Genomic DNA, 13,660 nt, shown 5'->3' with positions numbered 1-13,660 from the left:
CAGCGTGGCCAAAGCCGCATTCGCTCAGTGCGACTTTGGCCATGCATCAAATAGCGCGAGCGCTTATTGCGCTTGCTGCAACCTCGACTTCAGCAATTCGTATTTCTCCAGCGATCCATCCGCCAATGCCGCGTCGCGTGTCGACGGCGTATCGTCGAACGGGATCGGTTCGGCAAACTGGCTGACCGTCAGATCCCAACGCCGGCCGTCGATCAGATTGTAGAAGTGCGTGCCGCCAGGCGTGCGCGTGGTCAGAATCTCGCCGCCGAAGTAGTCCTGAACGATCAGCGACGTGAGGCTGCAATGATTCTGCGCGCGATTGGACGGCGACCATGCGTGCGTCGGACTCGCGGTGTCGCCGGCCCATACGCGCGAAAGTACGCGGTACAGATCGACCGGAGTGGCGAATGTATTCGATGCAGCGGCTTTGGGTGTTGCTTCGGTCATGGCGGCATTCCTTCTTTCGATGAGCGGGACCCGCGAATCGGATCGGATCGGAAAAACAAAAAGCCCCGTCGTTACCGGCGGGGCATGTGGCGCATGTTGCTATCGATGACGTCTGGCTAGCGTATGCGTATGCGAACCCCCACAGGCAGTCCCACGCGGGCATGCGCATGATGATGCATCGCAGTCGGGTGGGACGTGAGGGTTTGCATGGTCGCCGAGTGTGCCTTTAAACGTGCAATGCGTCAACGAATCATCGATAGCGGCTCGCCGTTCATCGCGCTCATTACTTCGACGCGGTCAGAATCGACAGGCTCGGGCAGTAGTGCGTCGCGCTCAGATACGCGGCTTGCTGCGCGCGCGCACCCGCGCTGCTCGAGGTCGGCGGATCGATAAAGACCTGTGCGTTATTCGAGCCGGCCGGCGCGGTCAACGTCATCGTGACCTTCCACCAGTTGCCAGATTTCACCGCGCTGACCGAGGTGGCCTGACCGTTGCCCCACGCGCCGCGCACGACCGCACCGGTGTTGGTGTTCAGCACCCAGCCGAATTCGGTGTTGCCCGGGTCGTCGGTCTGGATCGAGCCGCCCGGGAATACCGTCGCGTTGGTGGTGGCCAGCACGTAGTCGGTGAACGTGTACGTCTGACCGCCCTGCACGCGAATCACTTCGTGGATGTTCGACACCGCGGAACCATTGGTGCTCGTGACCGTGGCCGCGCCGCGTTCGATGCCGGAAATATCGGTGGCCGGTACCGCGGTGCCGCCGTTCGACTGCAACCATGCATCCGGCGACGACAGGCTCAGCGGCGAGTCGATCAGGTTGTTCGCATAGCAGGCGGATGCCGCCTCGTTGCTCGGCGGTCCGTAGAAGCTCGCGATGCTCGCCTGGATTGCGTTGTCGGTCGTGTCGGAAGTGGCCTTCGTGACGATCGCGCCTTCGAAGAACTGGATCGGCGCGGCACTGGCGTCGCCGCCTTCGCCGAGCGACAGGCCGCCCTGCCATTGACCGTTGAATGCATGGCCCGCGTCGTTGAAGAAGTTCAACGCTTCGGGCGGTGCCTGGTTATAGAGCGAGGTCAGCACGCCTTGCGAAGCGGAGCCGCCTTTGACCACGAAAATGTTCTCCTGGCCGACCGGCGAGTACTTCGACAATACCGTGACGAACTTCTCTTTCGCCGGTTGCTGCGGACCGTACAGATACACGCCGGCTTCCGCGTCGACGCCCGGCCAATTGGTATTGGAAGCGGCGCAGACCGGATCTTTGACTTTCGGATCCTGGCTGGCGTTGCCGTCGCAATAGCCGAATACCGCCGCATTGCCGTTCGAGAACGCGAGTCCGAACATTTCGCCTTCCACTTCGCCGTGCGCATAAGTACCCGGATCCGCGCTGCTTTCCATGTTGCCGTACGTGCCGCAGCAGGTCGACGACTGGCTGTAGTGCGCGCCGGCCACCATGTACGCGGCGATTTCGGTGTCGCCGATCGACTGGTTGACCGTGCCGAAGCGCTTGCGATACGCCTGGCCGGCCAGCGTGCCGAGTGCCGGAATCTGCACACCGTTGGTCGTCGCATACGACAGCTGCGCCGACGTACCGCCCACCGCGGGCAGGTCATTGCCGATCGTCAATTGCTGGGTCGGCGCCTGCGCGGTCAATGCGGTCGGCGGCTGCAGCAGTTGTACGGTCAGGGTGCCGGACGTGCCGGGCAGCGTGATCGTCGCGAAGCCGTTGAGCACCGGCACGGTAGTTGTCTTCGACGAGCCCGAGCTGCCGTTCGGCACGGTCAGCGATTGCGTGCCGTCCGTATTGAGCGTCAGCGTCGCCGGCACGTTGCCGAAGGCGCCGCCCTTCAGCGGCGCGACCAGATCGATCTGGTCGTAGATGTAGGTGACGGAGCAGGTCGTGTTATTGCAGAACGACGTGGTGCTATCGACGTTCGCCGAGCCGACCAGCGAGCGATTGCCGCCTTTCAGCGTGCTCTGCGTGTACGGGTAGACGTCCATCGTTTTCTGATCGGACGCGCGTTTGATCTGGAATAGCGGACCGCTGTAGTTCTTCGTCAGTAGACGGGTCACGCTGTGCGCGGCCGAGCATGGCGTATTGGCCGTCGCGGCGGCGTCGCAAGGCAGCGCGACGGTGTTCTTATCGGCCGAGTTGTTCTCCGGCGTGGCGTTCGCATTCGACTGCGATGCGCTACTCGCCGACGACGAATTCGAACTCGCGGCATTCGCGACCGACGCCGCGGACACGCCGCTGCTATCCCCATTGCAGGCTGCAAGTCCGACGGACATCGCCAGACAGGCAGCTATCAATCCAATTCTTCCGGACATCGTGACCTCCTCCTATGGAACCTCTGAGCGGGTTGAAATGCTTAGTTATGCAGATCGGGATGCAGAATCGCTTGCGGGTCGAACAGGTGTCTGCCGGCGAGGCCGCGGGTCCCTGGCGTTCCAGCCGGCCGCCGTGCTGCCAAACGTTTGGCAGGTAATAATATTAGTCAACAATATCGATTTTGACGGCTTGGTGTAATCCCTGGTGTTTTGATAATGATATTGAAAGCTAATGCGCATAAGGAAAAACGGGCTATTGTGCTCGCTGCGACGCGAAAGAAATTATTACTAATAGTGGGATTTATGAATGCGGAATAAGCGTGCGCATCGGAGCAGCCGATGCGACGGGAAACATGGGCGCGAAGCGAGGGAAGCGACGCGGACGAACTTTCGGGCTGCCGCTCGCGCTTGCGGCTTGGTCCGCCGCGCGTTGAAATGGGCTGCCGGGTGCAGTCCGGTGTGTGGAGAAAAGCAGGGAAAAGCAGGAAAAAGCGCGGCGCGGTAACTGCTAATTGATGCCGCGCCGGAAGTACTTAAATCGTGGTCCGCGGTTCAATTACCGGAGAGAACCTTGTCCTCGACCGCATAGCGTTCATTGCCGATTGAAATCAGATTCACGCCGGCATTTTTTTGCGTCAACGTATCGCCGGGCATCGGCTGTGCACTTGCACTCGCGGCCGTGCCAATTATGCGGCCATTGGCGCCGAAGAAGATTGCGCGTGTATTGCCATCGGGCCAGTAGACGAGCAGCGTCGCCGAATGATCGTCGTGACGCACGATGCCGAATTTGCACATCGTTTTCGTTTGTCCGCCGCCGCGTTCGCAGGGCAATGTACCGGTCGCCGTGAACGGCGATTGATCGCGCGGCGCGGGTTTATTTTGCCGGCCGGCGGCGCCCCCTTCGGTCGAAATCGAAATAAGCGTGACGCCGTCCGCTGCGCCGACGACACGTGCGTGCCGCTGTTTCAGGATCGCACGAGCGGCCGCGCTATTGGCCGCTCCCGGGCAACCGACCAGCATCGCCATATGGTCGAGATAGTTCGCGGTGGCGGCCGATTCGCCGAGCCGCCGGCATGCGTCGCCCGCATGCGGATAGCCGTCGCCTAGCACGACGAACGAAGCAGGCCACGCAAACTGCGCGGACGTGCTGGCCGCGAATGCACCGGAGGACGCAGCACTCAAGGCCAACGCGATGACGGCCGAAGCGGCGCCGACCCGTACCGCGGCAAAGAATCTGTTTGCAGGTCTCATCGCACCGCTCCCGGTATCGCTGTTTATCTTCCCACGCCGCTCGCCAACGCGGCTTGCGCGCGCTGCAGCCACTCGCGATTGTGTTCGCGCGCATGACGCGGCCAATGTTTGGCATCCTGAACGATCTCCGCATACAGGCTGCCGGCGTGGCGCCGGTCCTCGGCGTCCGCTTGCGCGGCGAGCCAGTCGGCGAACAGGCAGCGCGGCGCGACGTCGCTCGCGCAGGTCAGTGCCTGTTCGAACGCCGCGCGCGTGCCCGGCGCGTTCAACGCGGCGAGCGTGCGCGCATACAGCAGCGCGGGCTCGCCCTGATTACGGGCCTGCGGATTGACGGAGAAGAGCTTTTCCAGCGTCGTATCGGCGGCGGGGTAGTCGCCTACCGCGAACTGCGAGCGCGCGAGACCGAGCAGCAGCGCGGGATCGGTTGCGAACGGGCCATTGGCCGCGGCCTGGAACTGTTCGAGCGCTTCACGCGGATTGCCGGCCGCGAGCAATGCATCGCCGAGCCGCAGCCGATGCTGCACGGTCGGCGCGCGATCGAAATCGGCACGCGCTTCGCGCAGCGCGCGATTCGGATCGACGAACTGGCTAATGGCCTGAGTGGCTACGCGGGCACCGCGCGAATGGCGCAGGCTCGGCAGATAGACCGCGAACAGATACACGACGCTGCCGAGCAGCGGAAACACAAACAGAATGAACAGCCAATACATGCCCTGATTAGTACGCACCGCATGGATTGCGAAATAGATTGCGACAAGGACGTGTATACCAATTCCAAAATAGGACATATCGATTCAACCTTCGAGCTTGATGACACGCGTGCCGGACGGCGGCCGCGCCAGATTCGGAGCCAGTGTATTACAGCGCGCGCTATGCCTGCTCTGGACGGCCCATGCAAGCTAATGCAATGCATCGACCCGTAAGTACGCGAATAGCAGCGAGAGCGCGACGACGATCACGCCGGTCGCCACTACGAGTCGATTGGCCAGTAGTCGACGCATCGCAGGTCTCCTGATGTGAATAGACGCTAGACGAAGCTGTAGCGTTCTGAATGGTAGCGGATACGCGGCACTTTCAGGTTCGCGAGCGCGGTTTCGATCGCATCCATCATCGGGTCCGGTCCGCAAATGAAGTATTCGTGACGCGCGTATTCGGGTGGCAAATGACGCCGGAAAATGTCCGCGTCGATGCGCCCGCTCTCGCCGGTCCAGCCCGGCGGCGGATCGGATAGCACATAGACGATTTTGAGCGGCAGGCGCGTTTGCAGTACTTCGAGTTCCTCGCGAAACGTCAGCGAATCCCAGTTCTTGCCGCCGTACAGCAGTACCAGCGGGCGCTGATCGCCGCGATCGGCGAGTGTGCGGATCATGCTCATCATCGGCGTGATACCGATGCCGCCCGCGATCAGTACATGCATGTCGGTCGGGTGGCCGATCGTGAACGCGCCATACGGGCCGTCGAGATAAACGCGCTGGCCGGCCTCGATTGTTTTGACCTTGCTGGTGAAATCGCCAAGGTTGCGGATCGTCATTTCGACGCGGCCATTCGCCGCATCCGCGCTCGACGAAAACGAGAACGGGTGCCCGGTAATCCTGAATGGACTGCCCCACACGGTGAGCCAGCCGAACTGGCCGGGCGTGAAACGAAAGCCCGCATGGCCGTCGGGCTGCATCACGAGAGTCGTGGTGTCGCCGCGTTCGGCGCGCACTTCGGCAATCCGGTATGGACGCCTGAGCATGAACAGCGGTTTGAACAGGCGCACATAAAGCAGCAGCGCGATCCAGAACAGCGTCATGCAGATCCACAGCGTTCGCTTCAGCGGATCGGTCAGATAGAAGCCCCAGCCGATCATATGCAGCACGCCGCCGAAGATCGCGGCCAGCGCGAGCACGATATGCGACAGATGCCAGAGCTCGTACGGAATCCTCAGCTGCTTGCGCCACAGCGCGGTAATCACCAGCACGATCAGCGAGCCGATCGACAGGAATGCGAACCACGCACCCCACGGCACGTCGAGCAGCGAGTCGGGCATCGCGACCTTATCGGAGCGGATCGCGAACAGAATCAGCGGATGCACGATGACGAGGCTCACCGCGAGCAGCGAGATGCGTCGATGGAAGTGGTAGATCACGTCCTCGCCCCACGGCTCGGTGACGTGTCGGAATCGCGCGGTGAGGCCGAATTGCAGACCCATCATCGCGAGGCCGGAATAGCCGAGCGCGACCGAGAACTCGGTGCCGAAATTGCGCGCGGGCGGCAGGGTGCCGGTGAGCAACGCGAACAGCGGCGCGAGAATGAACAGCAGATAGATCGCGGACCAGATGGCCTTGCGCGCCAGATCGTGAGACTGCATCGGTGCTTCTCCGTATCGGGTGTGGGGGCGCAAGCGGCGAGCGCATCACGGCCGCGTCGAGCCTCCAGCGGTGGGCCGGCTCACGCGAGGACGCCTACACACAGGTGGTGAGCAGCAGCGCGGGGCCGAAGGTGAGGACGGTCGCGACCAGCGCCGCGATCAGCGTCCAGACGACGACGGTATGCATGAACGAGCTGATGCGCTCCGGTCCGGGGTCGCGCGTGGCCGCGCGATAGCGCCACAGCCAGCCGATTGCGAGCAGATGCAGCAGCAGGATGATCGCCAGACTCGCGCGCAGCGGTCCGCTCGGCCATGCGAACGCGCAGCCGATCGCGTGCAGCGCGTAGAGCACCACGAACGCGACGCACCAGATCGTGAAGCCGACGGCGAGCCACCACAAACGCCGCGGCGAAAGCGGCCGCGCGTTCATGGCTTTGCTCCGAGCATCGCGACGAGGCTGGGCAGCGCGAGCACGAGGCCGAGCGCGATGATGCCGGTCGCCAGCGTGTAGTCGGTCCACAGGCGCGTGAGGCGCAGGTCGGTCAGGCGGCGCGCGGAAATGAAGCCCGCGTTCAGACGCAGCATGTTGCTGATCACGAATAGCAGCCCGGCGCCCGCATGAATCGCGATATAGGTCAGCAACGCGGCGGCGGTTGCACCGAGTGCGTGTTCGCGCGGATTCGGCGTGACGCCGGCGATCAACATCACGGCCGCTGCCAGCGCGGCGATCAGCGCGAGCGCGGTGAGCCCGAGCGTGCCGTACGGTTTGCGTTCGGCCGCCGCGGCCCGCAGTGAAGCACGCGTCGTGATCGCGGCCACCGCCAGCGCGATCACGGCGACCAGCGCGAGCAGCTTGCTCGGCTGCGGCGTGGTTGCGGCCGGCCAGTTCGGCGCGGCGATCCACAGATAGAAGGTGCCGAAGATCAGCGACGTGAATAGCGTGCCGTTCGCGACCAGCGCGCAGATCAGCGACAGCCACGACGGCGAGCCGGCCACTTCGGTATGCGGCGGCACGCTGACGCCGCGGCCGACCGGCAGTGCGCCGTAGTCGCGCGCAAGTCCCGCATTTTGCCCCGCATAAATGAACAGACCGAAAGTGACGAACGCGAACGCGGCCGATAGCAGATAGAACTTGAACAGCATCGACAGCACCGCCGCACAGGTGACGATCGCGGTGACGAGCGGCAGATAGGTGGGCTTGGGCAAGACGATCAGTTGATCCGGCTCGCCCGAGGTCATATGCACGCCGAGCGCTTCCTGCCAGCCGTTGCGGGTGAAGCCGAGATAGCCTTCGCCGCGTGCGAGTTTCGGAGCAAGCTGGCCCGGCGCGATTGCTTCGGTCTCCGTATCGACGCGCGGGATCGACGCGAACGCGTACGGTGTCGGCGGAATCGGCATTGCCCATTCGAGCGTGGTGGAGTCCCACGGATTGCGCCGCACGCGCTGCCCGAAACGCACCTGCACGATGATGTCGATCACGACCAGCGCGAAGCCGATCGTCATCACGAAACTGCCCACCGACGACAGCAGATTGAGCCAGTTCCAGCCTTCGTCGCCGCTATAGGTGAACACCCGGCGCGGCATGCCGAGTAGGCCGGTCAGGTGCATCATGAAAAACGTCATGTTGAAGCCGATGAACACCAGCCAGAACGCCGGCACCGACAGCTTGTGCACGGCCGAGCGTCCGGTCAGCAGCGGTAGCCAGTAATAGAACGCCGCGAGCATCGGAAACGCGAGCGCGCCGGCCACCACGTAGTGCATGTGCGCGACGACGAAGTAGGTGTCGTGCGCCTGCCAGTCGAACGGCACCATTGCGAGCATCACGCCGGTCAGGCCGCCGCACGTGAATACGAAGAAGAAGCCGAAGATGTACAGCATCGGCACGTCCCAGCGCGGCCGGCCGTGCGAGAGCGTAGCCAGCCATGCGAAAAACTGGATCGCGGTCGGCACCGCGACGATCGCCGAGCCGGCCGAGAAGAACGCGAGTGCGAGATGCGGAATGCCCACCGTGAACATGTGGTGCACCCAGATGCCGAAGCTCAGAAACGCGAGCGCGATGATTGCGACGACGATCGCGCGATAGCCGATCAGGCGGCGGCGCGCGAACACCGGGATCATCGTGGACAGCACGCCGGCCATCGGCAGGAAGATGATGTACACGTCCGGATGGCCGAACAGCCAGAACAGATGCTGCCACAGCAATGGATCGCCGCCGCGCGTCGGGTCGAAGAACGGCAGGTTGAACGCGCGTTCCACTTCGAGCAGGATCGAGCCGAGAATCAGCGGCGGGAACGCGACGATCATCATCATCGCGGTCACGAGGATGTACCACGCGAAGATCGGCATGCGGTCGAGCGACATGCCCGGCGCGCGCATCTTCAGGATCGACACGACGATTTCCATCGCGAGCGACAGCGCCGAAATCTCGACGAAGGTGATGCCGAGCAGCCACACGTCGGCGTTCAGGCCCGGTGTGTAGACGTTCGAACTCAGCGGCGTGTACATGAACCAGCCGCCGTCGGGCGCGCTGCGCAGGATCAAGGACACGGTCAGGATCGTGCCGCCGAACAGATAGCACCAGTAGCCGTATGCGGTGAGACGCGGAAAGGCGAAATCGCGGGTGCCGAGAATTTTCGGTGTCAGGTACACCGCGAAACTTTCGACCATCGGGATCGCGAACAGAAACAGCATCATCGACCCATGCATCGTAAAGACCTGGTTGTAGGTCTCGACGTCCATGAAGGCGGCGTGCGGGGTGGCGAGCTGCACGCGGGTGAGCATGCCGAGAATCCCGGCGATCGCGAAGAACACGAACGACGTGATCATCATCCGCATGCCGATCACCGTGTGATTGACCGACGCGAGTTTTTGCACGCCGGGCCCGGTGGCCCAGATCGCGGCGAGCTGACGATGCAGCCGCAGTGCGTTGAGGCCCTGCGATTGCGGCTCGACGGGCACACTCATTTCTTCATCTCCCCGGTGGCGGCGGCGTTTCTGACGGCGGCGGCAAAGTCTTCCGGACGATCGACGATCACCGTGAAGCGCATTTGCGCGTGACCGATACCGCAAAACTCGTTGCATTGTCCGAAGTACTGGCCCGGCTGATCGGCCTGAATGCGCAGCAGATTGTGATGGCCGGGCACCGCATCGATCTTGCCCGCGAAGCGCGGAATCCAGAATGCGTGTACTACGTCGCGACTGGTGACCGCGATGTCGACGGGCGTGCCCGCCGGCAGATGCAGCACGTTGTCGGTTTCGACGTTGCCTTGGTCCGGATAGCGGAAAGTCCAGTGCCATTGCTGCGCGATCGCTTCGACGCGCGCCGGCGCATGCGCGCGCAGCGGCAGCAGCAACTCGCCCGCATATAGCGCGTAACAGACCAGCGGGATCAGGATCACCGCGGGCAGCACGAGGCCGCCGAGCACGATCCAGCGCGCGGGAGAAACGCGCGAGCCCCAGCCGGGACGGAACACCGTCAGCAGAAACAGCACCAGCACCAGCGCGAACAGGATCGCGGAGCCGCCCAGCATCACCCACCAGAGCCCGGCGATCGACGCCGCCGCGGGGCCGGACGGCTCGAGCGTCGACAGCGGCCCCGCGCAACCGGACAACGCCGCGAGCGATCCCGCTTGGAGTGCCACGCGCAAGCCACTATGATGTTTGGCATCCCTACACACTCGGTGCGGAGACAAGCGATCATGGCAAAGCAGGGTAACTCCGAGACTGGCTCGGCGGAAAAAAGCGAAGTGCTGCTGGAGCTGTTGCGGCTCGACAAGGGCTCGGCCGTCGCGCTGGTCGGCCATCCCATTCACGTGATGATGGTGCATTTCCCGATCGCGTTCGTGGTCGCAACGCTCGGCGTCGACGTGCTCTACTGGTGGACGGGCGACCCGTTCTGGGTGCGCGTCGGGGTGTGGGCCGCCGGTTTCGCGTTCTGGAGCGGAGTCGGCGCGAGCGTGGTCGGCACCGCGGAATTGCTGCTGGTGCGCGGCATTCGGCTGAAGGAAGCCAGCTGGTCGCACGCGGTCGCCGCGATGACACTCGTTGCGCTCGCGGGCGCGAACTGGGGCGTGCGTATTCTGTACCCCGAACAGATTTTGCCGCACGGGCTCGTGCTGTCGCTGCTCGCCTCGGTGATGACGGGCTTCGCCGGCTGGCATGGGGGCAAGCTCGTATTCGATCATGGCGTGGGGATTCTGGTTTCGCCGAAGGAGTGATGCAGCCAGCGGCCGAGTCCGCCGGGTTCGAACAGATGCGGCGCGAACAGGTTCGAATCGATATGCGGCTTGGCCAGCACGATCCAGATGATCGCGACGATCACGACCAGATACGCAACCGTCAACGCAATAGCGGAGCCGCGGTTGAAGCGGCCGGCGGGCAGGTACAGGTCGTGCAGCACGAGGCCGGCGAGCACATGCAGCATCGCCATGATGCCGACGAACACCATCTTCGCGGTGAACCATTCCACGAAAGTCGCTTGCAGGAAGATCAGCACGGTGCCGCTGGCGATCGCGACGAACGCGGCGGGAGACGTCAGCTCGACGAACACGAGTCGCGTGATCCGATGCAGCCGGTCGAGTTCGTTGCCGGCCGCGAGTCCGCGACGCTGCCAGAACAGATACGGCAACACGAGCAGTCCGCCGGACCAGATCGCGATCGCGGCCAGATGAATGAATTTCAGCAGCGTCGTCACAGCGCGGGCTCTCTGACGCGCAGGCTCGACCAGACCAGCGAGAGTCCGGCGGCGAGATACGGGATCATTGCGAGCACCCACATCAACAGGCCCGCGAGTTGCTGGTCGGCGAGCGGCGTGAGTCCCCACGCGGCGGTGGTCGCGAAATGCGCGACATAGAGCGGCACCGGCGCGAATACGATCAGCGCGCCGAGCAGACCCATATGGCCGATCGTCGTGACGAGCGCGATCAGTGCGGGTCCGGTCGGCAGCGCCGGCGAGAAGATGTTGCGCCACATCAGCCATGCGCTGCCCAGTAACGACAACTGCATCAACCAGTAGCCGGGCACGCTCGACAGTCCCCATGCATATGGTCCCGGCGCGTGCCAGAGCCAGACGATGACCGCGTGCGCGGCGACCACCGGAACGAGTGGCGGATAGCTCAGACGCGGCAGAGGAAACGCGAGCGCGAGGAGCGGTGCGACCGCGGCGATCAGAATGATGTGATGGGTGACGCGCGCGGAAAACAGCGCCGACGACAGCGCGCACAGCGGCGACACGAACACGATCGCCATCAGCGCGAGAGCCGCCCACCCGGCTCTCGAATTGGCGGCGCGGCCGCTCACCAGCACGAAGGCGATGGCCGCCAGCGCCGCGAGCAACCACGGGTCCAAGTTCCAGCGTAACCACAGGCTGTCCGGGACAGCCGCGGGACCGCAATAGGCGACCGCAAAAGATGGCATGGCGCGATATCTTTAGCTTTACCCAGGTTTTTCTTCAGTACTGGCGATAAAGAGCGGGAAGAGGCGCCTGGGGAATTGTCGGGATAGCTGACGATTTAAACGAACGCTCGCCTACTGTAGCGCAAATAAACTGCTTGGGGACAGCTATATGGGTTGAATGGCCGCTGATTTGACAAATGAGGAGAAAATTGTCACGAAAAGCCTTCACTATTGAAAGCCGGATCGAGATGGTTTAAGCGGATAAGTACGATGGTGCGGCGCAATACTTCGGACTAATCGGCCGGGAGTAAGATGGTCGAATTCTCTGACGGAGGTCTTCGATGTTTCACGATCCAATTCAGATTCCGGCAATGATCGAATTGACGTTGCTGGCGATCGTGCTGATCGTCGTCAGCATCGTCCGGGCGCGCCAGCAAAGGGAGCGGGCGCGCAACCGGGCCAATCTCAATGGCGGGAACGGCAAGGGGAAATAACCGGTGGACGCAGTACCGGTTTTTTAGTCATTTCTTTCACCGCTTCGCTATTGCGTCCGTCAAGTCACTTAAAGAGGCGGGCGCGCGAGTTCAAGCCACTTTTGCACGGTAGGCCGCTGCCATTGATGAGCGGCATAGTCTTTTAGCCTTTGCGGCACTGCATCGCCATTCAGTACGAGGCGATTCAGCATCAATGCCAGATCGGTATCGGCAATGCACCATGCGCCGAAAAGATTCAGCGAATCGGCGGGTAACAATGCGTCGGCGGCGGCGAAGAGTTTTTGCGCGGCGGCGTGCGCGATGGCGGACAGCGGCGCGTGGTGCGAACCGTAAAACACGACTTCAGTGGAACGCTCCTGGCGGATCGGCAGCAGGTCGCTGCGCAGCCACGCCTGGACCTGGCGCGCTCGCGCACGAAGGTGCCGGTCTTGCGGATAGACCGGGGTGTCGGGAAACGTCTCGTCGAGGTACTCGGTGATAGCCGACGATTCGGATAACGCGAAGCCGTCGTGGATCAGCGTCGGCACGCGGCGGGTCAGCGAAGTGGCCGCGTAGTCGGGGGCGTGGTTCGCGTTGTTTGCGAGGTCGATGGTCGAGAGCTCGAAGGGCAACTGCTTCTCGTGCAGCGTGACGAATACCGACATCGCGTAGGGGCTTGCGAATTGGGCGTCGGTGTAGAGGTGGAGAGCGGGGTGGGGCAAGGGGGCTCCTTGGGTGAGTGGGTCGTGATGTGAGCGTGTGCGTAAGATGGTAATGCCCGATTAGCGTCGCAACGGCCCTGCACAGCACTCCACCAGAAAAACCGCGTAGGGGCTTCAAAAAAATAATTTAGCTGCTACAATTGCGCCCCTCTGCCTCAGTGGCGAAATTGGCGGCCCTTATCTCGAGGGCCGTACGCACCTACCTCCGGTGCATATCAAAGGCCAATTTTCGTTTGCGGCGGAGCTTGATTCGCAGGCTTTAAATGAAGCGCGGGTCGCAAATTGAAGTGCAGTGCCGACGTGGTGAAATTGGTAGACACGCTATCTTGAGGGGGTAGTGGCGAAAGCTGTGCGAGTTCGAGTCTCGCCGTCGGCACCAGGATGTTCTGGCAGTACAACCTCCCTCAAAAGGTCTGAACGATAAGCGGGCGCCATCCGCCAGGTTCATTGCCTTCTCTCTTGCGGATATCCACATTCCGCACCTGAAGGATTTCCCTCGAAGTACCCGTCTCTCATCCACGCTCGTTCCGGCGCGTGAGGTTCGACTCGCCATCTCTGTCTGTTCCGTTTGCATGTCCGCGTGGCATGCCCAGCTAGTCCGCAACCGCACACGCGGAGCAGGTATTTGCAGCGCGCTTCGGGCTCCCGCCAACAACGGCCGATACCCCGCTTCCCGGCAACCGCTTGCCCGGCG

At 62.8% G+C, this 13,660-nt stretch carries 13 protein-coding genes and 1 tRNA gene; 3 read left to right on the top strand and 11 right to left on the bottom strand.

Features of this window, described 5'->3' with window-relative positions; translation table 11 throughout:
* Positions 1-63: 63 nt before the first annotated feature.
* From BTH42_RS29480 to coxB, 8 genes are all read right to left on the bottom strand, one after another.
* Entirely contained in the window at positions 64-447 is a 384-nt protein-coding gene (locus BTH42_RS29480) for a hypothetical protein (protein ID WP_075304710.1), read from the bottom strand.
* Positions 448-730: 283 nt separating this feature from the next.
* Positions 731-2,773 (bottom strand): arabinofuranosidase catalytic domain-containing protein, encoded by a 2,043-nt coding sequence (locus BTH42_RS29475; protein WP_075304709.1) that lies wholly within the window; start codon positions 2,771-2,773, stop codon positions 731-733.
* 552 nt (positions 2,774-3,325) lie between these two features.
* Positions 3,326-3,955, bottom strand: a complete 630-nt coding sequence (locus BTH42_RS29470) for a hypothetical protein (protein ID WP_256702384.1) — start codon at positions 3,953-3,955, stop codon at positions 3,326-3,328.
* Positions 3,956-4,047: 92 nt separating this feature from the next.
* The gene (locus tag BTH42_RS29465; RefSeq protein ID WP_075304707.1) at positions 4,048-4,812 is read right to left on the bottom strand and encodes a tetratricopeptide repeat protein; all 765 of its coding nucleotides are present in this window, start codon (positions 4,810-4,812) and stop codon (positions 4,048-4,050) included.
* 239 nt (positions 4,813-5,051) lie between these two features.
* Positions 5,052-6,377, bottom strand: coding sequence for a ferric reductase-like transmembrane domain-containing protein (locus BTH42_RS29460; protein WP_075304706.1), 1,326 nt, complete (start codon positions 6,375-6,377; stop codon positions 5,052-5,054).
* Positions 6,378-6,471: 94 nt separating this feature from the next.
* On the bottom strand, positions 6,472-6,807 hold the full coding sequence (locus BTH42_RS29455) for a hypothetical protein (RefSeq protein WP_075304705.1): 336 nt from the start codon (positions 6,805-6,807) through the stop codon (positions 6,472-6,474).
* Entirely contained in the window at positions 6,804-9,341 is a 2,538-nt protein-coding gene (gene ctaD / locus BTH42_RS29450; RefSeq protein ID WP_075304704.1) for a cytochrome c oxidase subunit I, read from the bottom strand. Before ctaD ends, BTH42_RS29455 begins: the two co-directional genes overlap by 4 nt.
* A complete protein-coding gene (gene coxB, locus BTH42_RS29445; RefSeq protein WP_256702383.1) occupies positions 9,338-10,018 on the bottom strand; it encodes a cytochrome c oxidase subunit II in 681 nt (226 codons plus the stop codon). The genes ctaD and coxB overlap by 4 nt, the downstream gene beginning before the upstream one ends.
* A gap of 57 nt (positions 10,019-10,075) precedes the next feature.
* On the opposite strand from coxB, the gene BTH42_RS29440 reads away from it, so the two are divergent.
* Positions 10,076-10,594 (top strand): DUF2231 domain-containing protein, encoded by a 519-nt coding sequence (locus BTH42_RS29440; protein WP_075304702.1) that lies wholly within the window; start codon positions 10,076-10,078, stop codon positions 10,592-10,594.
* Here the strand turns inward: BTH42_RS29440 and BTH42_RS29435 are convergent.
* Both BTH42_RS29435 and BTH42_RS29430 read right to left on the bottom strand, forming a co-directional pair.
* A complete protein-coding gene (locus tag BTH42_RS29435) occupies positions 10,558-11,070 on the bottom strand; it encodes a CopD family protein (protein WP_075304701.1) in 513 nt (170 codons plus the stop codon). The two genes, BTH42_RS29440 and BTH42_RS29435, sit on opposite strands and share 37 nt — an antisense overlap.
* On the bottom strand, positions 11,067-11,792 hold the full coding sequence (locus tag BTH42_RS29430) for a cytochrome c oxidase assembly protein (protein ID WP_178392261.1): 726 nt from the start codon (positions 11,790-11,792) through the stop codon (positions 11,067-11,069). The genes BTH42_RS29435 and BTH42_RS29430 overlap by 4 nt, the downstream gene beginning before the upstream one ends.
* 320 nt (positions 11,793-12,112) lie before the next feature.
* On the opposite strand from BTH42_RS29430, the gene BTH42_RS35670 reads away from it, so the two are divergent.
* Positions 12,113-12,265, top strand: coding sequence for a hypothetical protein (locus BTH42_RS35670; protein ID WP_178392260.1), 153 nt, complete (start codon positions 12,113-12,115; stop codon positions 12,263-12,265).
* Between the two features lie 68 nt (positions 12,266-12,333).
* Here the strand turns inward: BTH42_RS35670 and yfcF are convergent, their stop codons facing one another.
* Entirely contained in the window at positions 12,334-12,966 is a 633-nt protein-coding gene (gene yfcF, locus BTH42_RS29425; protein ID WP_075304699.1) for a glutathione transferase, read from the bottom strand.
* A gap of 294 nt (positions 12,967-13,260) precedes the next feature.
* Here yfcF and BTH42_RS29420 point away from each other — a divergent pair.
* A tRNA-Leu gene (locus BTH42_RS29420) sits at positions 13,261-13,345 on the top strand.
* The last annotated feature ends 315 nt before the right edge of the window (positions 13,346-13,660 follow it).

Source organism: Burkholderia sp. SRS-W-2-2016, from assembly GCF_001931485.1.
GTDB lineage: Bacteria > Pseudomonadota > Gammaproteobacteria > Burkholderiales > Burkholderiaceae > Paraburkholderia.
The sequence above is the reverse complement of the archived record's forward strand: the minus strand, read 5'-3'. Positions and strand labels throughout refer to the sequence as shown.

Excerpts from the sequence above, each read along its gene's own strand:
- BTH42_RS29480 (WP_075304710.1), bottom strand. The coding sequence starts at position 447 with ATGACCGAAGCAACACCCAAAGCCGCTGCATCGAATACATTCGCCACT.
- BTH42_RS29475 (WP_075304709.1), bottom strand. The coding sequence starts at position 2,773 with ATGTCCGGAAGAATTGGATTGATAGCTGCCTGTCTGGCGATGTCCGTC.
- BTH42_RS29465 (WP_075304707.1), bottom strand. The coding sequence starts at position 4,812 with ATGTCCTATTTTGGAATTGGTATACACGTCCTTGTCGCAATCTATTTC.
- BTH42_RS29460 (WP_075304706.1), bottom strand. The coding sequence starts at position 6,377 with ATGCAGTCTCACGATCTGGCGCGCAAGGCCATCTGGTCCGCGATCTAT.
- BTH42_RS29455 (WP_075304705.1), bottom strand. The coding sequence starts at position 6,807 with ATGAACGCGCGGCCGCTTTCGCCGCGGCGTTTGTGGTGGCTCGCCGTC.
- ctaD (WP_075304704.1), bottom strand. The coding sequence starts at position 9,341 with ATGAGTGTGCCCGTCGAGCCGCAATCGCAGGGCCTCAACGCACTGCGG.
- BTH42_RS29440 (WP_075304702.1), top strand. The coding sequence starts at position 10,076 with ATGGCAAAGCAGGGTAACTCCGAGACTGGCTCGGCGGAAAAAAGCGAA.
- BTH42_RS29430 (WP_178392261.1), bottom strand. The coding sequence starts at position 11,792 with ATGCCATCTTTTGCGGTCGCCTATTGCGGTCCCGCGGCTGTCCCGGAC.
- BTH42_RS35670 (WP_178392260.1), top strand. The coding sequence starts at position 12,113 with ATGTTTCACGATCCAATTCAGATTCCGGCAATGATCGAATTGACGTTG.